The 22,877-nt window shown below is 37.1% G+C and carries 20 protein-coding genes; 12 read left to right on the forward strand and 8 right to left on the reverse strand.

Going from position 1 to position 22,877, the window contains the following annotated elements; translation table 11 throughout:
• The first annotated feature begins 31 nt into the window (after positions 1–31).
• From B4F31_RS11275 to B4F31_RS11290, 4 genes are all read left to right on the forward strand, one after another.
• Positions 32–2,677, forward strand: a complete 2,646-nt coding sequence (locus B4F31_RS11275; protein WP_286761320.1) for a carboxypeptidase-like regulatory domain-containing protein — start codon at positions 32–34, stop codon at positions 2,675–2,677.
• 512 nt (positions 2,678–3,189) lie between these two features.
• Positions 3,190–3,402 (forward strand): hypothetical protein, encoded by a 213-nt coding sequence (locus B4F31_RS11280; protein ID WP_143083653.1) that lies wholly within the window; start codon positions 3,190–3,192, stop codon positions 3,400–3,402.
• A 247-nt stretch (positions 3,403–3,649) separates the two neighbouring features.
• Positions 3,650–3,835 carry a hypothetical protein gene (locus B4F31_RS11285; RefSeq protein ID WP_286761321.1) on the forward strand — a complete coding sequence of 62 codons (186 nt, stop codon included), beginning with the start codon at positions 3,650–3,652 and terminating at the stop codon, positions 3,833–3,835.
• 9 nt (positions 3,836–3,844) lie between these two features.
• Complete coding sequence (locus B4F31_RS11290; RefSeq protein ID WP_286761322.1) at positions 3,845–4,471, forward strand: copper homeostasis protein CutC; 627 nt, start codon at positions 3,845–3,847, stop codon at positions 4,469–4,471.
• 107 nt (positions 4,472–4,578) lie between these two features.
• Here the strand turns inward: B4F31_RS11290 and groL are convergent, their stop codons facing one another.
• The 7 genes from groL to miaB all read right to left on the reverse strand — a co-directional run bounded on the left by groL (position 4,579) and on the right by miaB (position 11,275).
• Positions 4,579–6,219 (reverse strand): chaperonin GroEL, encoded by a 1,641-nt coding sequence (gene groL / locus B4F31_RS11295; RefSeq protein ID WP_093304967.1) that lies wholly within the window; start codon positions 6,217–6,219, stop codon positions 4,579–4,581.
• Between the two features lie 94 nt (positions 6,220–6,313).
• Entirely contained in the window at positions 6,314–6,589 is a 276-nt protein-coding gene (locus B4F31_RS11300) for a co-chaperone GroES (RefSeq protein ID WP_057482963.1), read from the reverse strand.
• Between the two features lie 154 nt (positions 6,590–6,743).
• Positions 6,744–7,088, reverse strand: a complete 345-nt coding sequence (gene secG, locus B4F31_RS11305; protein ID WP_093304964.1) for a preprotein translocase subunit SecG — start codon at positions 7,086–7,088, stop codon at positions 6,744–6,746.
• Positions 7,085–7,957 carry a hypothetical protein gene (locus tag B4F31_RS11310; RefSeq protein WP_093304962.1) on the reverse strand — a complete coding sequence of 291 codons (873 nt, stop codon included), beginning with the start codon at positions 7,955–7,957 and terminating at the stop codon, positions 7,085–7,087. Before B4F31_RS11310 ends, secG begins: the two co-directional genes overlap by 4 nt.
• Position 7,958: 1 nt before the next feature.
• Complete coding sequence (gene lptE / locus B4F31_RS11315) at positions 7,959–8,462, reverse strand: LPS assembly lipoprotein LptE (RefSeq protein WP_093304960.1); 504 nt, start codon at positions 8,460–8,462, stop codon at positions 7,959–7,961.
• A 15-nt stretch (positions 8,463–8,477) separates the two neighbouring features.
• Complete coding sequence (locus B4F31_RS11320) at positions 8,478–9,755, reverse strand: sigma-54 interaction domain-containing protein (protein ID WP_093304958.1); 1,278 nt, start codon at positions 9,753–9,755, stop codon at positions 8,478–8,480.
• A gap of 74 nt (positions 9,756–9,829) precedes the next feature.
• On the reverse strand, positions 9,830–11,275 hold the full coding sequence (gene miaB / locus B4F31_RS11325) for a tRNA (N6-isopentenyl adenosine(37)-C2)-methylthiotransferase MiaB (protein ID WP_286761323.1): 1,446 nt from the start codon (positions 11,273–11,275) through the stop codon (positions 9,830–9,832).
• A 142-nt stretch (positions 11,276–11,417) separates the two neighbouring features.
• Between miaB and B4F31_RS11330 the strand changes: the two genes are divergently transcribed.
• The 8 genes from B4F31_RS11330 to B4F31_RS11365 all read left to right on the forward strand — a co-directional run bounded on the left by B4F31_RS11330 (position 11,418) and on the right by B4F31_RS11365 (position 22,433).
• Positions 11,418–12,671 (forward strand): LVIVD repeat-containing protein, encoded by a 1,254-nt coding sequence (locus B4F31_RS11330; protein WP_286761324.1) that lies wholly within the window; start codon positions 11,418–11,420, stop codon positions 12,669–12,671.
• A gap of 194 nt (positions 12,672–12,865) precedes the next feature.
• On the forward strand, positions 12,866–15,415 hold the full coding sequence (gene topA / locus B4F31_RS11335; RefSeq protein ID WP_286761325.1) for a type I DNA topoisomerase: 2,550 nt from the start codon (positions 12,866–12,868) through the stop codon (positions 15,413–15,415).
• A gap of 3 nt (positions 15,416–15,418) precedes the next feature.
• Positions 15,419–16,579, forward strand: a complete 1,161-nt coding sequence (locus tag B4F31_RS11340; RefSeq protein ID WP_093305756.1) for a formimidoylglutamase — start codon at positions 15,419–15,421, stop codon at positions 16,577–16,579.
• 115 nt (positions 16,580–16,694) lie between these two features.
• On the forward strand, positions 16,695–18,059 hold the full coding sequence (gene gldK, locus B4F31_RS11345) for a gliding motility lipoprotein GldK (protein ID WP_075325738.1): 1,365 nt from the start codon (positions 16,695–16,697) through the stop codon (positions 18,057–18,059).
• A gap of 50 nt (positions 18,060–18,109) precedes the next feature.
• Positions 18,110–18,772 (forward strand): gliding motility protein GldL, encoded by a 663-nt coding sequence (gene gldL, locus B4F31_RS11350; RefSeq protein WP_093305755.1) that lies wholly within the window; start codon positions 18,110–18,112, stop codon positions 18,770–18,772.
• Positions 18,773–18,826: 54 nt separating this feature from the next.
• Positions 18,827–20,371: a gliding motility protein GldM gene (gene gldM, locus B4F31_RS11355; protein ID WP_075325740.1), complete on the forward strand. Its 1,545-nt coding sequence runs from the start codon at positions 18,827–18,829 to the stop codon at positions 20,369–20,371.
• 13 nt (positions 20,372–20,384) lie between these two features.
• Positions 20,385–21,278 (forward strand): gliding motility protein GldN, encoded by an 894-nt coding sequence (gene gldN, locus B4F31_RS11360; RefSeq protein WP_075325741.1) that lies wholly within the window; start codon positions 20,385–20,387, stop codon positions 21,276–21,278.
• Between the two features lie 99 nt (positions 21,279–21,377).
• A complete protein-coding gene (locus tag B4F31_RS11365; RefSeq protein ID WP_286761326.1) occupies positions 21,378–22,433 on the forward strand; it encodes an NAD(P)/FAD-dependent oxidoreductase in 1,056 nt (351 codons plus the stop codon).
• Here B4F31_RS11365 and B4F31_RS11370 read toward each other — a convergent pair.
• The gene (locus B4F31_RS11370; protein ID WP_093305750.1) at positions 22,430–22,816 is read right to left on the reverse strand and encodes a DUF983 domain-containing protein; all 387 of its coding nucleotides are present in this window, start codon (positions 22,814–22,816) and stop codon (positions 22,430–22,432) included. The genes B4F31_RS11365 and B4F31_RS11370 overlap by 4 nt on opposite strands.
• Between the last annotated feature and the right edge of the window lie 61 nt (positions 22,817–22,877).

The following is a 22,877-nucleotide window of genomic DNA, read 5'->3' on the forward strand; positions in this document are numbered from 1 at the left end:
TAAATCATCATCAATCAAAAAAAATAATCAATTGGATCATTTTAGACAGATTTTCCTATTCCTCATATCGATATTTATCATTTCTGTAGGTTATTCTCAAAAAGAAATCTCGGGACAGGTTCTAGACGATCAAGATGAGAAACTGAGTGGGGCAACGGTGATGGTGAGTAAAGATTCTGTTTCTCCAATACTAGCTTATGGTATTTCAGATGCGAATGGAAAATTCAAAATAGCTGTCAAAAATGAGAGTGATTCCCTGTTTTTAAAAGTTTCATATATAGGTTTTGGTACGTTTAAAAAAACGATTCAGAATAAATCACAGACACTTGAAGTTAAGCTTTCACCTTCTTCAGAATCTTTAAAAGAGGTGCTCGTAAAATCTGAAATTTTGCAGCAACGTGGCGATACGCTTAGTTTTTCAGTAGCAGCCTTTAAAGGAAAAAATGACCGTGTGATCGCTGATGTTCTAAAAAAAATACCGGGTATCGATATTCGGCCAAACGGACAGATTTTTTATAGAGATGAGCCTATTCAGAAATATTATATCGAAGGTTTAGATTTGTTAGAAGGGCGTTATAATCTGGCGAATGATAACCTGTCTGCCGAGGCGGTTTCTAAAGTAGAGATCCTGGAAAATCACCAGCCGGTAAAAGTTTTGGATAGTTTGGAATTTTCAGAGCGCGCTTCCATAAATATCAAGCTTAAAAAAGATATTACGTATAGCGGAACGGCCACCGCCGGGATTGGTGCAGCGCCTCTGCTTTGGCAAGCAAAGGTAACGCCCATGATTTTTACTAAAAAACAACAGGCGATCTTTACTTATCAAAGTAATAATACCGGTAGTGATGTTTCCCGGGAGATTCGTGATTTTTCGATTAATTTTTTGGGTGATCAGTTTACGATCGATAAAACCGATTGGCTTTCGATTCAGAACATTTCAGAGCCGCCTTTTTCTCAGGAACGCTGGTTGGATAATAATGTGCATTTGGGTTCTGCAAATATTTTACAGCGTATAAAAGAGAATATAGATCTAAAACTGAATATCTCTTATCTAAATGATTACCAGCAACAGGATGGGAGTACACAAACCCGCTATTTTACACCTACAGATACGATTGATGTGATCGAGAATACAAACAACCATCTTTATGTGAGTACACTTCAGGGGAAACTAACCCTAGAAAATAATGCCGATAAAAATTACCTGAAAAATCAATTGGAATTTAACGGATTTTGGAATGCTGCACGAGGTGTTATAGATCGTCCTGATACAAAAATAAAGCAGCAGCTGGATAATCCTTTCTTCGGAATTAAAAACGATCTGCGTTTGCTTAGGGCCGTGGGTAAACAATTAATCACTTTTAATTCGAATACCGGATTTACAGAAAATAATCAGGATCTCATGGTGCAGCCAGGACAATTTGAAGCTATTTTTAATGATGGCGATCCATTTGGGGAAATTCAGCAATTGGTATCAGCCAGAAAAATTTATACCGATAATTCTGCCGGATTGACAAAAGCACTGGGGAAATTCACTATCTCCCCAAAATTTGGCTTTTCATTTCAGCATCAGCAGTTAGATAGCGATGTTTTCCTTAATGAGATCGACGAAGTTTTGGATGTGAATTTTAAAAATCGAACCGAATTTGTACAATCTTCGGTGTATTTTAAAAACGCTTTCAGGTTTGAAAGTAAGGATGAAACATGGAATTTGCGTTTAAGTACACCGCTTGAATTTAAAAGCTTTCACCTTGAAGATGATAATTTTGAGGATAGCAGAAATCTGGATCGTTTGGTTTTTGAACCTAATTTTTATGTAAGAAAGAAAATTTCAGCTTTTTGGGAAGCAAATGCTTCAGCAGGATTGAGTTATAATTTTGGTGAAATTCAGCAATTATATTACGGATTTTTACTGAAAGGCTATCGGAATTTAAATCGCTACAATGCACCAATTTCCGAAGAACAAAAACAAAATTATAGCGGAGGCCTACGTTATCGAAATCCGTTAAAGCAATTATTTTTAAATGCGTCTTACTCGTATGCGTATTCTGAAAATAACCTATTGTACAGTTCTAATATTGGTGAAAATGGAACAACAATTTTAGAAGCTGTGGCTCGCAATAATAGTTTTGATAATCATAGTTTCAAAGCCGGCGGAAGCAAATACTTTAGGGAACTAACAACAACACTTAAACTAAATGCTTCATATAATTTATCAAATCGGCAACAGCTTTTAAATAATACGCTGGCCGAGGTGAATACACAAAATTTGAATCTACGAGGAAGTTTGGAAGCCGATATTTGGAGTTGGCTAATTGCGAATTATTCAGGTAATTTCTCTACTTATACTTCGGGTTTTGAAGGGAACAATTTTCAAAAAATAGAAACCCATCAACATATCATAGAACTTTATTTTTATCCTAAGGATAATCAATATTTGAGTTTGAGTGGAGAATATTATGGAAATTCGCTTTCTGAAAATGGGGATAATTATTTTGTAAACTTGGGCTATCAGTTTACTTTTAAAAAGCCCAAAATGGACTTGAATTTAAGCTGGCGAAATATTTTGAATACAGATACTTTTATAAATGCATATAACAATCAATATTATTATGTGCAGAGCAGTTATCAGTTGCGGCCTTCGCAGGTTTTAGCAACGCTAAAATTTAGTCTCTAACTAAGCATCCTTCTGGATATATTTCAAAATCTAAGCCTGAGTGAATTATAAGTTTTGTATTTCTTGAGTTTAGGGTTTAGTTTTTAATTACTACGAAATAACTGTTATACTTTAAATGCTACTTGAAAGGAGTAGTATAATAAAATTGTATGCCATTTGGCGCAACCATTTAGAAGAAAGAGCATCTAATAAATAGAACTAAGAGTATTAAATTTTAATAAATACTGAATTATGAAAAAAATCATTACGCTTATTTTAATTGGTCTCTTATTTCCAGTTGTTCCAACAGCGACGATGAAGGAGATGACTGTATTTTAGATATGGCAGTGCCTTCCTTGCATCTCAAGATAGTTGATGACTCAGGTGCTAATCTCTTTTAAAAAGGGACTATTGACCCAGATAATATCAGGGTAGAAGCTGATTATTCAGAAGAACTTATTACTTTTCAATTTATTCCAGGAAATGAATTTGCAAACCCTGATGCTGAAATTAGAGTGCTGGATAATTCGATTATGTTAACAGTGCCACATAGATCATCATACGAATACACTATTTATTTAGATGATATAGAAGAAACTATTAATGTTCAATTTGAAACAGAACAATCAAGAACAATATGTGGTACAGATTATTATACACCTGTTGTTGCTAGTTATAAGAAAGAAACTTTAGAAATAAGTGAAGTATCATCAGAGCTTAATTTTTTGGTTATTTTAGAGATATAATTAACTCTAAATAATCATTCTTAACGGGTGTATATTAAGTAAGACAAGTAGAATTAGTTAGTTATAGATATGAAAAATTTTATTTTTTAGTAATCTTGGTTTGACTTCAAATTCGTGTTATTTTTTCCGAAAAAATTAATTGAAATAGAAGGAGAATAATTCTTAAGCTATCTATCGCTCTCCTCACAGGTTTCAAAAACCTGTGAGGTTTGGAATTTCTGTTTTATATTTAAGTAAATTTCAACTTATGAAGATGTTAGAAATTAAAACGGCCCTGCAAATCGCAAAATCGAAAGCTGAAGTTTATGAAGCGATTATAGATTCTGAGCAAAATACCGAAGGTTGGGCAAATTTCCTTGCCTGTTTAAAGGCTTATTTGGAATTTGGGATCAATCTTAGGAAAGGTGGCTTTGATTTTATGAAGAAAAGCTAATATAATGTAATGACTTATATAAGAGAAGCCTGCGTAGAAAGCATAGAACAAGCTTTGGTTGCTGAAGAAAATGGAGCTGATCGCATCGAGCTCTGTGCAGATTTAGATGCAGAAGGTTTAACACCTTCCAGAGAATTGATCCTTTCGGCTAAATCCCATTTAAATATTCCGATCCGCGTTATGATTAGACCCCGGGCTGGTGATTTCGTGTATAATAATGCTGAAATTAAGCAGATGGCTAGTGATATAGTCTTTTGTAAAGAAGCCGGTGTAAATGGCGTGGTATTAGGAATTTTAAAAGAAGATAAAACAATAAATATTGATGCCGTTGAAAAACTTGCGGAAATAGGAAAACCTATGAAATTTGTCTTTCATAAAGCCATTGATGAAACTCCGGCTATTTTAGAATCTGTGAAATCTTTAAGAGACTTAGGTGTTGTAAATGGAATTCTTACTTCAGGAGGAGAAAATACCGCGGCTGAAGGCATCCTTCAACTTAAAAAAATAACAGCTCTGGCTGGTGATATGGAAGTGATTTGCGCAGGAAAAATCACCTCAAAAAATCTGGAAGGCTTACACCGGGGAATCAATGCTAAAGCCTATCACGGGAAAAGAATTGTTCGGGGATTGGAATAATTATTTTTCTAAATGAAATTAATAAATCCAGTTTTTAAGTTTCTGGAAAAAAGAAAAACCCGTTTCAATAAAGAAACGGGTTTTTAATATTTGCTATGGCCGGGCCATTACATCATTCCGGGCATTCCGCCGCCCATTCCGCCTGGCATACCTCCGCCGCCTTTGTCGTCTTCTGGAAGATCAACAAGTGCACACTCGGTAGTTAAGATCATTCCGGCAACAGAAGCAGCGTTTTCAAGCGCAACTCTTGTTACTTTCTTAGGATCTATAATTCCGGCTTTCATCATATCTACAAATGTGTCGGTTTTTGCATCGTAACCAAATTCTTTCTTGCCTTCAAGAACTTTATTGATCACTACAGAAGCTTCACCACCAGCATTTTCTACGATGGTTCTAAGTGGAGATTCAATTGCTCTATAAACAATTTGAACTCCGGTTGCTTCATCATCATTTTCAGTCTTGATTTTGGCAAGAACCGCTTGTGCTCTTACTAACGCAACACCACCACCGGCAACAATTCCTTCTTCTACAGCCGCACGGGTTGCGTGAAGGGCATCGTCTACACGGTCTTTCTTCTCTTTCATTTCAACTTCTGAAGCTGCACCTACATAAAGTACGGCAACACCGCCGGCTAGTTTAGCCAAACGCTCCTGAAGTTTTTCTTTATCATAATCTGAAGTAGTGGTTTCGATCTGAGCTTTGATCTGGTTTACACGTTCTTCAATTTGCTTGTTGTCTCCAGCACCGTTTACAATAGTAGTATTATCTTTATCGATAGCTACTTTTTCAGCAGTACCTAACATATCAATAGTAGCGTTTTCTAAAGAGAATCCTCTTTCTTCAGAAATTACAGTACCACCTGTTAGGATAGCGATATCTTCTAACATTGCTTTTCTACGATCTCCAAATCCTGGTGCTTTAACAGCAGCGATTTTAAGAGAACCACGCAATTTATTTACTACCAAAGTAGCAAGGGCTTCGCCATCTACATCTTCAGCAATAATTAAAAGTGGCTTTCCAGATTGTGCTACCGGCTCAAGAACTGGAAGCAAATCTTTCATAGAAGAGATCTTTTTGTCGAACAATAAAATGTACGGATCTTCAAGATCTGCAGTCATTTTCTCTGAATTCGTTACGAAATACGGAGAAAGATAACCACGGTCAAACTGCATACCTTCAACAACTTCTACGTGAGTCTCGGTACCTTTTGCTTCTTCTACAGTAATTACACCTTCTTTTCCAACTTTACCAAAAGCCTGGGCAATTAAATCACCAATATGCTCATCGTTATTTGCAGAAATAGAAGCTACCTGCTTTATTTTTTCTGAAGAATCACCAACTTCTTTGGTTTGTTTCTCCAAATCTTTAGTGATTGCAGTTACAGCTTTATCTATACCTCTTTTAAGATCCATTGGGCTTGCGCCTGCTGCCACGTTTTTAAGGCCTTCTTTTACGATAGCCTGGGCAAGTACAGTTGCAGTAGTAGTACCATCTCCTGCAAGGTCATTGGTTTTAGAAGCAACTTCTTTTACCATTTGAGCGCCCATGTTTTCTAAGGCATCTTCCAGTTCAATTTCTTTTGCTACAGTAACACCATCTTTAGTTACGGTTGGTGCACCAAAAGATTTGCTTATTACCACATTACGTCCTTTTGGACCTAAAGTTACTTTTACGGCATTTGCCAATGCATCTACACCGCGCTTAATTCCGTCGCGGGCTTGAATGTCAAACTTTATATCTTTTGCCATTGTAAATTATGTTTTGTCATTTCCGTAAAGACGGAAATCTAATTAATACTATTATTTATTTTGAAAGTTTCCCCGGGAGTGGGGAAAAGAAGTCTTATACTATTGCAAGGATATCGTCTTCTCTCATCATTAGATAGTCTGTGCCCTCAAGTTTTAATTCTGTACCGGAGTATTTTCCGTAAAGCACAGTATCACCAACTTTCACAGTCATATCGTGGTCTTTATTACCCTTGCCTACAGCTACAACTTTTCCACGTTGTGGTTTTTCTTTAGCTGTTTCGGGAATGTAAATTCCAGATGCCGTTTTAGTTTCGGCTGCTTCAGGCTCAATAAGAACCCTGTCTGAGAGCGGTTTAATGTTTAGTCCCATTTTTTTATAAATTTATTTAGGTTAATTAATCTTTGAATAAGCGACTAAGCCTATTTCTAAAATTATGCCACCCCGCTTTTACTGCCAATTACAAACAAAAAATGCCAGCTTGTCATAAGCTGGCATTTGTGAATTTTATAAAGAATGGAAGCGTTTATTGAGCGCTGTCAGATTCTGAAGTTTGTCCTGGCATTTGTGCCGGTGGAGTAGCGGTATTTTCAGGCATTGCATCTTCGTCAAAAACCCTTGATTCGCCGTAACTTGAATCGTCCATAATAGTTACATTAGAAAGTAAAATAAGGACTAATAAAAGTGTTGCTAAAGTCCAGGTACTTTTATCTAAAAAGTCTCCGGTCTTCTTTACTCCACCTACTTGTTGTCCGCTACCGCCAAAAGAGGAAGATAAACCACCGCCTTTAGGGTTTTGTACCATAATTACCACTACCAGTAAAAAGGCTACAATAACTATTAATGCTAAAAAAATCGTGAATGTGCTCATTCTTGCTTTGTATTATTTTCTTGTAATTTTTCGATTGCCCGAATTTGGTCAGCAAAGAAACCACTTTTTTCGGGATTTTTCAAAATTAATATTTTATATGCCTGGATTGCCTTTTTATAATTTTTTTGTTCCAAATAAACCCGTGCTAAAGTCTCTGTCATTAACGACTCTGGCGGGGTTGTGCTTACTTCTGCCAGGTTGGATTTATTGCTGGGTTTACCCGGTTTTATTTTCGGACTTTTGGATATGAACCTGTCTATAAGTTCAAACTTTTTATGCTGAACCTCATCTTTCGGATTTTCTTCTTCGGATTCTTCTCTTTTTATAGGTTTTGCTGAAGTAAGTCGCAACCATTCTGAAAAAGAATGTGATTCTGAAGCATCAAACTCTAAAGGTTCTCCCAATTTCAATTGGTCTTCAGATAAATCTTCTTCGGTATGTTCCTTTGCTTTCACACTTTTCTCAGAAAACAAGTCGGGATCCATCACCTGTTCAGATTCAGATTGCCTCATTTTTATGGCTTCATCTATAGCCATACTTCTTTTGGCAAAAACTTCTTCGGGTTCAAAAACGGTAATATTTCGCAATTGTTCTTCCTGCTCCTGGATTTGCCTTGCAATTTTATTCTGATTAAATTCTACCGAGGTTATAAAATCAAAAAGTACACTACGATTAGTGGTATAGACGGCAGTCTTTTTTAGTGCGCTGTTGTAGCTGAATTCCTGATGCTCTTTTAAACCTTTGAGCCTTACTGCACGTGCCGCCTGGAAATACGGTGCTTTCTGAATAAGCTTTTCCAGAGCACTGGTTTGCCCGGCAGTGATTTCGGCTGGGTTTTGCAGCAGTTGTATGAATTCGTTTGCTTCCATATTACCAATCGGTTAAAGCGGCATTAAAAATATCCTGGGTTAACCTGTTGTAAATTTCATCTAAGGCAGTGGCCAAAACATCACCAACTAATTGCGCATTGGCGGGATAATCGTAGTAAAAAGAAAACCTTCTTTCAAAATCTTTTTCGGGTTCCAGGGTGTTATAATAACGAACATTCACTGCAATGGTGAGTCGGTTTTGTGCCGCCGTATTTTCAGCGGTAGCGGTAATAGGTGCTACATAAAAATCAATAATTTCTCCTTCAAAAATAAGATCGGCGTTATTGTTGGCCAGGCTTAAACTGGTTTGATTTTGAATAAGATCCTGTAACTGTAAAGTGAAAGTTCTGTCTATTCCCGGTTCTACTAGATCTGCCTGGTTTTGAAAGAAATTCACCTGGAAAGATTCTGCATCACCCGTATCCGCACCCGTAAAAGAGTAAATTCCGCAAGATTGGGTGCTAAGCAGGAGCACAAAACATAAAAGAAAAGCAGTTTTTTTCATATAAGCCGACTAAAATTACAGGTTGTATTGTTTTATTTTTCGGTAAAGTGTGCGTTCACTTATCCCTAATTCCTCAGCGGCAGCTTTGCGTTTTCCGCTATGTCTTTCTAAAGATTTTTTTATAAGTTCCAATTCTTTATCTTGCAAAGAAAGGGTTTCTTCTTCCTGGATCTCTTCTGCAAAATAATATTTATCCTTTTCCCTACTAATTTCAGATTTCGGACTGTTCTGCGGAATTTGAAGTACTTCCAGCCTTTCATCATTTAACGCTTCTAATTCTTCTGCATCAACATCTTCACCATCATCGTCGCCGTAAAGTTTTTGAATTAGGCTTTCGTTTTCATCCTGAACTTTTTGCGTATTCCCACTCTCCATAAGTTTTAGGGTGAGTTTTTTGAGATCGGTCAGGTCGCTTTTCATATCAAAAAGCACTTTGTAAAGAATTTCCCGTTCGTTGCTAAAATCGCTTTCTTTCTTTTTTTCTGAAATAACTGCGGGTAAATTGCTACCAATATCAGGTAAATATTCTTTTAAACGCTCGGGGCCAATAATGCGTTCCTGCTCTAAAACTGAAATTTGCTCGGCAATATTTCTTAACTGCCGAATATTCCCGCCCCATCGGTATTTTTTTAATAAACCTACCGCATCATCCTGAAGTTTAATGGTTGGCATTTTATATTTCAGCGCAAAATCTGAAGCGAATTTTCTAAACAATAAATGAATATCGTCTTTACGATCCCGCAGTGGCGGAAGGTTAATTTCTACTGTGCTTAATCTATAATACAGGTCTTCACGGAAGCGTTCTTTTTTAATAGATTCCTGCATATTAATGTTGGTAGCCGCGATAATACGAACATCAGATTTTTGCACTTTAGATGAACCAACTTTTATAAATTCCCCGTTTTCTAAAACACGCAGTAACCTAACTTGTGTGGGAAGTGGTAATTCTCCAACTTCATCTAAAAAAATGGTCCCGCCATCGGCAACTTCAAAATAACCGCTTCGGGTTTGGGTGGCACCGGTAAAAGCGCCTTTTTCGTGACCAAAAAGTTCAGAATCTATAGTGCCTTCGGGAATTGCACCACAGTTTACTGCAATATATTTCCCGTGTTTTCTATGAGATAATGAATGGATTATTTTTGGAATACTTTCTTTCCCAACCCCACTTTCCCCGGTTACCAAAACCGAGATATCTGTAGGCGCAACCTGGATTGCTTTTTCTATAGCGCGGTTAAGGCGTTGATCGTCGCCAATTATTCCAAACCGCTGTTTTACTGCCTGAATTGATTCCATATATTAATCCTGTTATTTCAGAAGGAATTAATCTAGTTACTAAAACTGATTCCTTTAGACTGAATAACTATTTTTTAATTATTTTCACTATATCCAACGGCTTCTCCAATTAGGGTTGCGCTGGTACAGTCATTAATTTTTACGTTTACAAAGTCACCAATCTTGTAATTCTCTTTTGGGAATACCGCCACGGTGTTTTGAGTGATTCGGCCGCTCCAGTGTTCGCTAGACTTTTTGGATTCTTTTTCAACTAAAACTTCTACGGTTTCTCCAAGAAATCTTTGCGTCCTAAAATGATTATGTTCACGCTGAAGCGCTACTATTTCGGCTAATCTTCTTTGTTTTGTATCTGCAGGCACATCGTCTTCCAATTTACGGGCCGCCATAGTGCCCGGTCTTTCAGAATATGCATACATATACCCAAAGTCATATTTCACATATTCCATTAATGATAGAGTATCCTTGTGATCCTCTTCAGTTTCAGTTGGGAAACCAACAATTAAGTCCTGGGAAATAGAGCACTCTGGCATTAATTCTCTTATATAGTCTATAAGTTTAAAATATTCTTCGCGGGTGTGTAATCTATTCATCTCTTTTAAGATTCTATCACTTCCGCTTTGAACCGGTAAATGAATATGCTTGCAAATATTGGGATAAGCGGCTACAACTTCAATTACCTCCAAAGTCATATCCTGCGGATTTGAAGTTGAAAACCTAATCCTCATTTTTGGTTGTGCTTCGGCGACCAGCCTTAAAAGTGCGGAGAAATCTGTGGCTGTAGCTTTTTGAATTTCCGAAGCATTTTTGAAATCTTTTTTGAGTCCGCCGCCATACCATAAATAGCTATCTACGTTTTGGCCCAGAAGGGTAATTTCTTTGAAACCTTTATTCCAAAGATCGTTTACTTCCTCTACTATACTTTGTGGGTCGCGGCTTCGCTCTCTTCCTCGGGTGAAAGGTACCACGCAAAAAGTACACATATTATCGCAACCCCTGGTGATAGAGACAAATGCTGACACTCCATTGCTTTGCAATCGAATAGGAGAAATATCACCATAAGTTTCCTCTTTAGAGAGTAGAACATTTATTGCATCCCGGCCTGCTTCAACTTCATTTATAAGATTTGGAAGGTCTTTATAGGCATCTGGCCCAACTACAAGATCTACTATTTTTTCTTCTTCCAGGAATTTTTCTTTAAGACGCTCGGCCATACAACCTAATACGCCCACTTTCATTCCGGGATTTATTCTTTTTACTGCATTATATTTTTCAAGTCTTTTACGAACGGTTTGTTCAGCTTTTTCTCTAATAGAACAGGTGTTTACCAAAACCAGATCTGCTTCTTCTAAATTTTGAGTAGTATTAAAACCTTCTTTTGCAAGAATAGAAGCAACAATTTCGCTATCGCTAAAATTCATTGCACAACCGTAACTTTCAATAAAAAGCTTTCGGGTATTTTCTTGCCTAGGCTCCATTACGAGCGTGTTTCCCTGTTGTTTTTCGTCTATTGTCTTCTCCATAATTCAAATCTTCCTTTTCAGGATTAAGAAATGCAAAGATAAGGGTAAAACGAACTTCTGACAAAGTGACAGCAATATTTTTAATTTTCTCACGCAACCTTTTCGTAATTAATGCATCTATATAGAAACCAACCAGATAATTATGAGATTTTTCTACAGTTTAATTACGTTGCTTCTTCTGGCTTTAATGGCTTTGTTCACTTCTTGCGAGAAAGACGCAACCGAAGAAGAGTTTTATAATGTAGCCGTTCCCGTAGTAAAGCCTATTGAAGAATTTAGGGCTATGGTTAAAATTTCTGAGCCAAGAGCAATTACCGAAGCGGGCAAGATCTATTCTTATGGAGATTATGTTTTTATAAACGATGATCAAAAAGGTGTACATATTATAGATAACAGTGATCACCGAAACCCTGTAAAAATGAAATTTCTTGAAATTCCGCAAAATACCGATATCGCTGTAAAAGATGACATGTTATTTGCAAATTCAGCTATGGATCTCGTAGTTTTTGATATTAGTGATATGAATAATATTACACAAGCGGAAAGAATGAAGAACGTTTTTCCCAACCATAATAACCGTATTCCTGCAAGTGCATCTTTTGTAGATAGCGATAATTTTAATGCTGAAACCGAAGTAGTAATAGGTTATGTTATGGAAACCCGAAAAATTGAAATGGCAAGCAATACAGAATGGCTAACTAATGACAGGGCATCTTTTTCTGAATCAGGAAATTCATCAGGCGGTTCCGGTACCGGAGGTTCTTTAGCACGTTTTAATATTCACCAAGATTATTTATATGTAGTAGATCAAAATAATTTGTCGGTTTTCAATATTGCAGGATTAAGTAACCCCGAATTATTAAAAACTGAATGGATTGGGCCAGATATAGAAACTATTTTTTATAAAGAAAATCATTTATACCTGGGAAGTTCTACCGGTATGTATATCTATAGTGTAGAAAATCCAGCTACGCCAGAATATAAATCTATGTTTAGACATATTCTTGGTTGCGATCCCGTTGTGGTAAAAGGCGATATGGCTTATGTATCTATTAGAGGTGGAAATATATGCGGGCAGGAATGGAGCCAGCTGGATGTAATAGATGTAACCGATAAGTCCAATCCACAGTTATTACAATCTTACCCAATGAAAAATCCTTACGGGCTTGGCGTAAAAGACGACTGGCTTTTTGTTTGTGATGGTACTGCCGGATTAAAAATATATGATACAAAAAATACCCCCAACCTGGAACTAATAGACCATTTTCAGGACATTAACACCTATGACGTCATCCCCTTAGAAGATGTGCTCTTAATGGTTGGGGATAATACACTTTTCCAATATACTTATAAAGGTAATGAGATCAATTTACTAAGCACTTTCAGCCTTAATTGATTTTATTTTGTTTGGTTTTTTAAGGATGCCCCGCAATACTGCGGGGTTTTTTTATAAATTATAGAGAAAAGAATTTTTTTATACGTGAAGCCGTGAATGTGGCTGTTTTACAAGCTATTTCTACTTGTTTTGTAAAATCATTTAGGATGTTAAAAAAAAATTGATATACTTTTGCAGCTAGAAAAAAGAGAGTTATGGCAAAGAATTTAGTGATTGTAGAGTCCCCTGCCAAGGCGAAAACCATCGAAAAATTTTTAGGAAAAGATTATAAGGTGGCTTCCAGTTTTGGACATATTGCCGACCTGCCTACAAAAGAATTAGGTGTTGATACCGAAGGTAATTTTAAACCAAAATATATAGTTTCTAAAGACAAAAAAGATGTAGTTAGAAAACTAAAAGGTTTTGCAAAAGATGCTGATATGGTATGGCTGGCAAGTGATGAAGACCGGGAGGGGGAAGCTATAGCCTGGCACCTTGCCGAAGAGCTTAATCTTAAAAGTGATAAAACCAAAAGAATTGTTTTTCACGAGATCACTAAATCGGCTATTCTTAAAGCTATTGACAATCCCAGGGATATTAATTATAACCTGGTAAACGCCCAGCAGGCCCGTAGGGTTTTAGACAGGTTGGTAGGTTACGAACTTTCGCCGGTTTTATGGCGAAAAGTTAAAGGAGGTCTTTCGGCCGGGAGAGTACAATCTGTTTCAGTGAGACTTATTGTAGAAAGAGAAAGAGAAATTCAAAATTTTACTGCGGAAGCTTCATTTAGAATAGACGCTGAATTCAGTACGGAAGACGGTAAATCTTTTAAAGCAAAAATTCCCAAAAATTTTGATAACCGTAAAGAAGCTGAATCATTTCTTCAGCAAAACTTAGGGTCTGATTTCAAAGTTGCGGAACTTACTACCAAGCCAGCGAAAAAATCTCCTGCACCACCGTTTACCACTTCAACTTTGCAACAGGAAGCTGCCAGGAAGTTGTATTTTTCAGTAAGTAAGACCATGACTATGGCGCAACGTTTGTACGAAGCCGGTCATATTACTTATATGAGAACAGATTCGGTAAACCTTTCAGAAGATGCACGAAAAGGAGCTAATGAAGAAATTTTAAAGGCTTACGGAGATAAATACGCAAAATCAAGACAATTTAAAGGAAAAACTAAAGGCGCTCAGGAAGCTCACGAAGCAATTCGCCCAACAAATTTTGCCAGCCACTCGGTAAGGGCAGATCGGGACGAACAACGCTTATATGAGTTGATCTGGAAGAGAGCTATCGCTTCACAAATGAGTGAAGCCCAATTAGAACGTACTAATGTGAAAATTGAAGCTTCTAAACACGATAAGCAGTTTACTGCAAATGGAGAAGTTTTGAAATTTGACGGTTTCCTAAAAGTTTATCTGGAAAGTACCGATGATGATGAAGATGCGGAAGAGCAAAACGGAATGTTACCGGCTTTAAAGGAAAATCAGCCGCTTAACAACAAATACATTACCGCAACAGAAAGATTTACAAGACCGCCATATAGATATACTGAAGCTTCTTTAGTGAAGAAACTGGAAGAATTGGGAATTGGACGTCCTTCTACTTATGCACCTACAATTTCTACTATTCAGAATAGGAATTATATAGAAAAAGGGTCGGTTGAAGGTACAGAGCGCGAGTATTTGCAATTTGTATTGAAAGGTTCTGACATCAAAGAGAATAAATTAACTGAAACCGTTGGAAGTGATAAAGGAAAATTAGTGCCAACTGCCGTAGGTATGGTGGTGAACGATTTTCTTGTGAATCATTTTTCAAACATTCTTGATTATAATTTTACCGCGAGAGTTGAACAGAGTTTTGATGATATCGCGGAAGGAAATGAAGAATGGACGCATATGATGAAAGAATTCTATGAAGACTTTCATCCTCAAGTTGTAGATGTAGCCAAAAATGCCGACCGTGAAGTTGGAGAAAGAATTTTAGGCGAAGATCCCGAAACAGGGAAACCGGTAAGTGTTCGGTTAGGAAAATTTGGGCCTATGGTTCAAATTGGCTCTGTAGAAGATGATGAAAAGCCAAAGTTCGCCAGCCTTGGACCAGACCAGACTTTAGATTCGGTTACTTACGAAGAAGCGATGGATCTTTTCCAGCTTCCGAAGGAATTAGGAGAGTATAAAGATGAAAAAGTTGAGGTAAATAATGGCCGTTTTGGTCCTTATGTGAAATTTGGCAAGAAATATGTTTCGCTTGAAAAAGGCGAAGATCCATTAAACGTAGATTTTGATCGCGCAATGGAGCTGATCAAGGAAAAAGAAAAGGCAGATGCTCCAATTCACCACTACGAAGATATGCCGGTACAAAAAGGTGTAGGTCGTTTTGGTCCTTTCTTAAAATGGAATGGTATTTTCATTAACGTGAATAAAAAATACGATTTTGATAATCTTTCTATTGAAGATATTGAAACTTTAATTGAGGATAAGAAGCGTAAAGAGCGTGAAAAGTTGATCCATAATTGGGAAGAAGAAGGAATTAGAGTTGAAAAAGCACGTTGGGGAAGGTTTAATATTATAAAAGGCAAGACTAAAATTGAGTTGCCAAAAACCACAGATGCCGAAAACTTAAGTTTGGAGGAAGTAAAAGAAATTCTTGAAGAGAAATCTAAAAATAAAAAAAAGACTACTAAAAAGAAAGCTCCTGCTAAAAAAACAACTGCTAAGAAGAGCACGGCAAAAAAGAAAACCACTACAAAAAAGAAGAAGTAATATATGGATTTAGATTTTCTGAGTCCCCTTTCTGAAGAGTTGCTTAGGGAAATTGCCGGTTTTGGTGAACATTCCCTGGGGAATTCAGTAAAAAAACATACCGCCTCTCACGGTTTGCCAGAGTTAGATGGCGTACAAATGGCAGTGGTGGGTATTAAAGAAAACCGGCTGGGAGAAGAAATAGACTTTCTTGATTTTGTAGATGTGAGAAAGGCTTTTTATAGTTTATTCCCGGGAAACTGGCATATTAATATTGCCGATTTGGGGGATATTGAAAAAGGCGAAACTGTAGAAGATACTTATTTTGCAGTGCAAACCCTGGTGGCGCAATTAGTGAAAAAAGATGTGATTCCCGTGCTTTTAGGCGGAAGTCAGGATTTAGTTTATGCGCAATACCGGGCATACGATACTTTAGATCAAATGGTAAATCTTGTAAACATAGATAGCCGTTTTGATTTAGGAGATGCCGAAAACCCGATAAGCAATTGCTCTTACGTTGGTAAGATAGTAGTTAATCAGCCTTATAATTTATTTAATTATTCCAATATTGGCTATCAAACCTATTTTAATTCGCAGGACGAAATAGAGTTAATGGAGCGCCTGTTTTTTGACGCTTATCGTTTAGGAGAAGTTAGTAATAATATAAAATTAGTAGAACCGGTAATGAGGGATGCAAATATGGTGGCTATAGATTTAGCAGCTGTAAGTGCACCTTCATCGGGTTCTCGTGATATTGCTTCCCCTAATGGATTTGATGGGAAAGAAATTTGTGCGCTTGCTCGCTACGCCGGGATTAGTGACAAAGTTAGCTCTTTCGGGATTTATGAATATGATAATTTAAAATTCGGAAATTTGGGTGCCATGTTAATGGCACAAATGATGTGGTATTTTGCTGAAGGAATAAATTACCGGACTAACGAAAATACTATTTCGGCAAAAAAAGAGTTTATAAAGTATCAGGTTCCTATAGATGATGAGGTTTTGGTGTTCTACAAAAGTCCTGTTAGCGGGAGGTGGTGGATAGAGATTCCGTTTCTTGAACATGTAGATACTAAATTAAAAAGGAGTACGTTATTACCTTGCAGTGAGGAAGATTACCTGGAAGCTTGTAATCAGGTAATTCCAGAAAGATGGTATAAAGCAAAAAGAAAAAACGAAGTTTAAAATAATTTCAGGCATTCTTGGTATTTACTGTATTTTTACCTAAAATATTGTTTTTTAAAAAATAATTAGATAGGTTTACTGCCGTAAATTGAGATGTCTTAACCTAAGAGAAACTATGAAGAAATTTATTTCGCTAATAGCTGTTCTGGCCTTGCTTTCAAGCTGTGGTCGTGGAGATCGTGGACAGCTGGTTGGTGCGAAAGGGGAGAAGTGGAATCCGGAGAAACCACTTGGGATGACATTAATTCCTGGAGGTTCATTTATAATGGGAAAGTCTGATGATGATATCGCAGGCCAACGCAATGCCCCGCCTAAAACGGTGACCGTGCGTTCTTTCTATATGGATGAAACCGAAATTACCAATGCCGAATACCGTCAATTTGTTAATGATGTAAAGGATTCTATTGTTAGAACCGAATTAGCAATTATGGCTGAAAACATGGGCGAAGCAGAAGGCTCAGGCGGAATTGGAGATTACGCTTTTATGGATGCCGATGAGGGAGACATGACGCCTTATGAAGAATATATGCTGAATACATACGGCCAGGGTGGTCCATCTGACACCTACGAGAACCGCCGTTTAAATAAGGATATTGATATTATTTGGGATACAGAAGATTATCCAGATGTGTATTATGCGGAAGTTATGGATATGATGTATATCCCCATGGAAGAGGTTTATAACGGACAGCGTACCATAGATGTAGAAAAATTAAAGTTCACTTATACCTGGATGGATGTGCAGGGTGCGGCTAAAAAACAGGGAAATAGAAGTGATTATATAAAAAGAGAAGAAATTCAAATTTATCCCGATACTACAGTTTGGATAAGAGATTTCAACTATTCATATAATGAGCCTATGCATAATGATTATTTTTGGCATAGTGCTTTTGACGATTATCCCGTAGTAGGAGTTACCTGGAAACAGGCAAGGGCTTTTACGCAATGGAGAACCTTATATCATAATTATTACCGAAGAGAAAAAGGTGAGCACAACGTGCCTTCTTACCGTTTACCAACCGAGGGTGAATGGGAATACGCAGCTCGTGGTGGTTTAGAAGGAGCTACTTACCCGTGGGGAGGTCCTTACGCCAAAAACGATCGTGGTTGTTTTATGGCCAACTTTAAACCATTAAGAGGAGATTACGCGGCAGATCAGGCGCTTTATACTGTTGAAGCTCAATCTTACGATCCAAATGATTATGGTTTGTATAATATGGCCGGAAACGTGGCAGAGTGGGTAGATTCGTCTTACGATCCCGCTTCTTACGAATACATGTCTTCAATGAACCCAACGGTTAATAATCCCGACGATATGCGAAAAGTAGTGCGGGGAGGTTCCTGGAAAGATGTAGCTTATTTCCTTCAGGTAAGTTCAAGAGATTATGAATATGCAGATTCTGCAAGAAGCTATATTGGCTTTAGAACAGTTCAAGATTACCTCGGAACAGATGTTACCCTAAATCAACCAAACAGATAATTAACAACAACCTATTTAACCAGTAGAAAATCTAAATCTATTTTATTATTATGGCAAAATCGAATTCAACAAAGAGAATAACTAACATGGTGTACGGTTTAGGTGCATCAGTTGTAATATTAGGTGCGCTTTTTAAAATTATGCACTGGCCATTTGCAAACCCAATGCTTATTGCAGGTCTTGTAGTAGAGGCTTTTGTATTTGCATATTCTGCATTTGAACCTACAGATGACGACCTTGACTGGTCTTTAGTTTACCCTGAATTAGCCGGTGGACAAGGAACTCGACGTAGCGCAACAGTAATTGAGGAAGACAAAGAAACTCAGGGCCAACTTTCTAAGAAATTAGATGAAATGCTTAAAGAAGCTAAGATAGATGCTAATCTAATGAGCAGTCTTGGAGACAGTATCCGTAATTTTGAAGGAGCGGCAAAAGGAATTGCTCCTACTGTAGATGCTATGGCTTCTCAAAAGAAATACAGCGAAGAGCTTACTACAGCAGCTACGCAAATGGAAACCTTAAATAATATTTATAAAGCTCAGGTAGAATCAGCTTCACGCCAGGCAGAAATCAACCAGGAGGTTGCAGAAAATGCCGGTAAATTAAACCAGGAAATGGGATCTCTTGCAGCTAACCTTTCTTCTTTAAACGGAGTTTATGGAGGTATGCTTACAGCTATGAACGGTACCCGCAGTGGTGTGCCAACTAATTAGTGAATTTATTACCCCTGAAAACTTAAATTATTAAAGAACAAAACTAATTAGCACATGGCGTCTGGAAAACAAACCCCAAGACAGAAGATGATTAACCTGATGTATCTGGTGTTCATCGCAATGATGGCACTAAATATGTCTAAGGAAGTATTGACAGCCTTTGGTCAAATGAATGAAGACCTTGAGGAATCTAATGCTACTACATCTCAACGTAATGATATGGCAATGGCCGGTTTAGCCGCCAAAGCCGAAGAACAACCTGCAAAATATGAAGAATTAAAAGCTAAAGCCGAACAAATTGGTGTGCTTTCAGATAATTTATACAATACGGTAGGTAATCTTAAAGATGAATTATTAGCCGATTATGAAGGTGAGGAAAGGACCAATTATGAGTCTATGGATCGCGCAGATAAACTAAATAACTTGTTTTTTGCAAGTGGTAGAGTAACTCCCAGGGGAGAAGAATTTGTGGCTGCAATAGATAATTATAGAAATGAAGTACTTAATATTCTGGGAGATGGTTTTCCGCAGATTAGAAGTAAAGTAGCTAACGATTTTTCTACGGAAGAAGTAACTAATAACGAGAATGTAACTCAACCCTGGTTGATGTATAACTATCAGGGATTTCCGTTAATTGCTTCTCTTACAAAATTAACTCAGATACAATCTGATGTTAGAACAACAGAAAACGATATTTTGTCTTCAATGCTTGAAGGGCAATTGCAAAGTGACGTTTCCTTAACTAATTATCAGGCCATAGTAGTGCCAGACAAAACTGCCTTTTTTAGTGGTGAAAACTTTAAAGGTAAAGTAGTTTTAGGTCGTGTAGATCCTACTTTAAAGTTTGAAAATGTTACTATAAACGGCAATAAGGTAGAAAGCACACAGGCGGGACAGGTTATGTTAGACTTCCCTGCAGGTAATGTAGGTGAAAAAGAAATTAACGGAGAGCTTCAGTTTAAAGAAGGTGACTCAATTGTGAGAATCCCTATTAATAGTTCTTATGCTGTTATTCCAAAGCCTAATTCAGCAGTTATTTCTGCCGATAAAATGAATGTACTTTATCGTGGGGTTCAAAACCCAATGACGATTTCTATTCCTGGTGTTGGTAGTATTAGTGCTCAGGCTCCAGGACTTTCACCAGCTGGTGGTGCGGGACAATACGTGATGAACGTTACTAATTTACAGGCTAGAGAAGTAGCAATTAATGTAAGCGGTAAGCTTCCCGGTGGAGAAACCGTTTCAGATAGTAAAACATTTAGAATTAAAGATATTCCAAGACCGGCAGGTACGGTTAGGGGAGAAGATGGATCGGTGCAAATGCAACGTAATAGTTTAGAAGTTTCTACTATTGGGGCAACACTTCCAGATTTCGATTTCAATCTTGATCTAAACGTAACAGGATTTAGTTTTAAAGTACCGGGACAACCAACTATTCAGGTTAATGGTAGTAGGTTAGACGATAGAGCAAAAGCTGCTCTAAGAAGAGCAGGACGAGGAGAATCTGTGCAAATTTTTGATATTCAAGCGGGTATCTCTGGTAACTCTGGATATAAACTGAAGAAAGTTTCTCCAGTTGTTATAGAGTTAACAAATTAATAAAATTTAGAAGATGAATTGGAGAGGATTTTTATTGAATGCTTTGGTGTTTTCTTTCACAATAACATCTTTTGGGCAGGCGAATATTTTAAACGCTAAAGACCCTGAAGATATTGGCAGGAAAACCGAAGCCCAGATTCAAAGTGATATAAATGATAAACCACTTGAATATGGATACATTGAAGATCGTGATGTATTATGGTCTAAAAACGTATGGGAAAAAATAGATCTTGATGAAAGGGTTAATTTCCCATTGTATTACCCAATAGATACTAATAATATTGGGAATAACCGTAGGGCCTTGTACGATGTTTTGGTTTCTGCTATTAAAAGTGGTAAAATTCAAAACATTTATGCCGATTCTTACTTTAAAGAAAAGAGAACCCTTAAGGATATTGAAGCAACCTTATCTAAAGTAGATACTACAGATCTTGGAATTGAGCAGTATAATGCCGGGGAACAGGTTGAGGAACAATTTATAGATAGACGGGATTTAAGTGCCGCTGATATCGCAGAATATCATATTCGTGGAATGTGGTATTTTGATAAGCGCCAGGCAGAATTGAAGTATAGAATACTCGGTATTGCTCCCGTAGCTCCCGATGTAAATTTTATAGATTCTGGTCAAACCGATCTGGTAGAATTATTTTGGGTTTGGTTTCCCGATGCCAGGCAGGTTTTGCATGATAATAAAGCCTTTACCGGTAGTAGTTCTGCGCAAACCGTCACCTTTGATCATTTACTCAATTCCAGAAGATTTGATGGGATGATCTATAAAGAAGATAATGTCTATGGAGATCGTGAAATTGATGAATACATTGTAGATAATGCGTTTATGGAACTTTTAGAGGCCCAGCGTATTAAAGAACAAATAAGAAACTTTGAGCTGGATATGTGGAATTACTAATTCCTTTAAAAGCTTAAAAATTTATTAGAAAAGCGTTCCTTATGGGACGCTTTTTCATTTTCAATAGGGAGGTTAACTATAAATTTTTAATTTTAAACTATGTTAGATTATATAGTAGTTGGTTTAGGCCTAAGCGGAATTGCAATAAGTCAAAGGCTGGAAGACAGAAATAAGAAATTTGTAGTTTTTGAAGATAATTCTCAAAAATCTTCCCTGGTTGCCGGTGGGCTTTTTAACCCGGTAATTCTTAAACGTTTTACCCTGGCCTGGAATGCAAATGAACAAATGAAGATCGCGATTCCTTTTTATAAGGAATTAGAGGCAAAATTACAGGCTAAGATAGTTTATCCTGTAGAAATTTATAGAAAATTCTTTTCAGCCGAAGAGCAGAACAATTGGTTTGAAGCAGCCGATAAACCTTTACTTTCAGAATATTTAGATACAAACCTGGTTAAAGAGATAAATCCCAATATTCCTTCAGAATTTTCTTTTGGGAGGGTTCGCCAAACCGGGGTTATTGATACCGATGTGCTCATAAAAGAATACCGAAATTATTTAAAAAATAATAACAAAATTCAATTTGAAAGATTTGATTATTCGGCGCTTCAGGTTAATGAAGATTCCGTTAACTATAATGGAGTTTCAGCCAAACAAATCGTTTTTTGTGAAGGATTTGGGATGCAACATAATCCTTTCTTTAATTACCTTCCGCTACGCGGAAATAAAGGAGAATATATCACTATTTATTCAGAAGAATTAAAACTGGAAGAAGCAGTAAAATCTTCGGTTTTTATTATTCCGCTAGGGAATAATTTATATAAAGTTGGCGCTACTTATAACAACAAGGATACAGATCCACAACCCAGTAAAACTGCACGGGAAGACCTGGAAAATAAAATTAAAAAGTTAATTACCTGTAAGTTCGAAGTTGTAGACCAGTCGGCGGGAATTAGACCTGCCAGCAAAGACCGCAAACCAATGTTAGGAAGGCATCCCAAATATAAAAACCTGTATTGCTGCAACGGATTTGGAAGCAGAGGCGTGCTTAGTTCCCCCATGGTTTCAGAACAATTAATCAGGTTTATTGAAGAAAATGTTCAGCTTCCGCAGGAAATAGATTTACAAAGATTCAATAAGAAACATTATAAGGCTTAGCGTTTTCCCGCATTGGGTTTGTAGTTAAGAAAGAAATTAATCCAGATATTTCTGGAAAGCCTTATAATTATTGGCATAAATACTACAAGCGTTCCTATTATGGCCCAAAAAGAGGTCATTAATCCACCTCCAAAAAAGAAATACGCAATTACAAATGCTGCTACAGAAAATGCGATGCCTACCGCATAGCTTACATACATAGCTCCAAAGAAGAAAGAAGGCTCTATTTTATATTTTGTTCCGCAGTTAGAACAGTGCTCGTGCATTTCAAAAATACGTCCTAATTTATAAGGATTGCTTTCAACATACATACTCTCTTCGTGGCAAACAGGGCAGGTTCCTGTAAGTATACTGTAAAGCTTGGTTCCTTTTAAAAATTCCATAATTGATAATCAAGGGGTTATAAGTTTCGTTGTGGCTTTAGATTGGGAGTAAACATATTTT

This window comes from Salegentibacter sp. UBA1130, assembly GCF_002311535.1.
Taxonomy (GTDB): domain Bacteria; phylum Bacteroidota; class Bacteroidia; order Flavobacteriales; family Flavobacteriaceae; genus Salegentibacter; species Salegentibacter agarivorans.

What these genes read in the sequence shown, in the direction of transcription:
- B4F31_RS11280 (WP_143083653.1), top strand. Translation starts at nt 3,190, where the DNA reads ATGTTAACAGTGCCACATAGATCATCATACGAATACACTATTTATTTA.
- B4F31_RS11285 (WP_286761321.1), top strand. Translation starts at nt 3,650, where the DNA reads ATGAAGATGTTAGAAATTAAAACGGCCCTGCAAATCGCAAAATCGAAA.
- B4F31_RS11290 (WP_286761322.1), top strand. Translation starts at nt 3,845, where the DNA reads ATGACTTATATAAGAGAAGCCTGCGTAGAAAGCATAGAACAAGCTTTG.
- groL (WP_093304967.1), bottom strand. Translation starts at nt 6,219, where the DNA reads ATGGCAAAAGATATAAAGTTTGACATTCAAGCCCGCGACGGAATTAAG.
- B4F31_RS11300 (WP_057482963.1), bottom strand. Translation starts at nt 6,589, where the DNA reads ATGGGACTAAACATTAAACCGCTCTCAGACAGGGTTCTTATTGAGCCT.
- secG (WP_093304964.1), bottom strand. Translation starts at nt 7,088, where the DNA reads ATGAGCACATTCACGATTTTTTTAGCATTAATAGTTATTGTAGCCTTT.
- B4F31_RS11310 (WP_093304962.1), bottom strand. Translation starts at nt 7,957, where the DNA reads ATGGAAGCAAACGAATTCATACAACTGCTGCAAAACCCAGCCGAAATC.
- lptE (WP_093304960.1), bottom strand. Translation starts at nt 8,462, where the DNA reads ATGAAAAAAACTGCTTTTCTTTTATGTTTTGTGCTCCTGCTTAGCACC.
- B4F31_RS11320 (WP_093304958.1), bottom strand. Translation starts at nt 9,755, where the DNA reads ATGGAATCAATTCAGGCAGTAAAACAGCGGTTTGGAATAATTGGCGAC.
- miaB (WP_286761323.1), bottom strand. Translation starts at nt 11,275, where the DNA reads ATGGAGAAGACAATAGACGAAAAACAACAGGGAAACACGCTCGTAATG.
- B4F31_RS11330 (WP_286761324.1), top strand. Translation starts at nt 11,418, where the DNA reads ATGAGATTTTTCTACAGTTTAATTACGTTGCTTCTTCTGGCTTTAATG.
- topA (WP_286761325.1), top strand. Translation starts at nt 12,866, where the DNA reads ATGGCAAAGAATTTAGTGATTGTAGAGTCCCCTGCCAAGGCGAAAACC.
- B4F31_RS11340 (WP_093305756.1), top strand. Translation starts at nt 15,419, where the DNA reads ATGGATTTAGATTTTCTGAGTCCCCTTTCTGAAGAGTTGCTTAGGGAA.
- gldK (WP_075325738.1), top strand. Translation starts at nt 16,695, where the DNA reads ATGAAGAAATTTATTTCGCTAATAGCTGTTCTGGCCTTGCTTTCAAGC.
- gldL (WP_093305755.1), top strand. Translation starts at nt 18,110, where the DNA reads ATGGCAAAATCGAATTCAACAAAGAGAATAACTAACATGGTGTACGGT.
- gldM (WP_075325740.1), top strand. Translation starts at nt 18,827, where the DNA reads ATGGCGTCTGGAAAACAAACCCCAAGACAGAAGATGATTAACCTGATG.
- gldN (WP_075325741.1), top strand. Translation starts at nt 20,385, where the DNA reads ATGAATTGGAGAGGATTTTTATTGAATGCTTTGGTGTTTTCTTTCACA.
- B4F31_RS11365 (WP_286761326.1), top strand. Translation starts at nt 21,378, where the DNA reads ATGTTAGATTATATAGTAGTTGGTTTAGGCCTAAGCGGAATTGCAATA.
- B4F31_RS11370 (WP_093305750.1), bottom strand. Translation starts at nt 22,816, where the DNA reads ATGGAATTTTTAAAAGGAACCAAGCTTTACAGTATACTTACAGGAACC.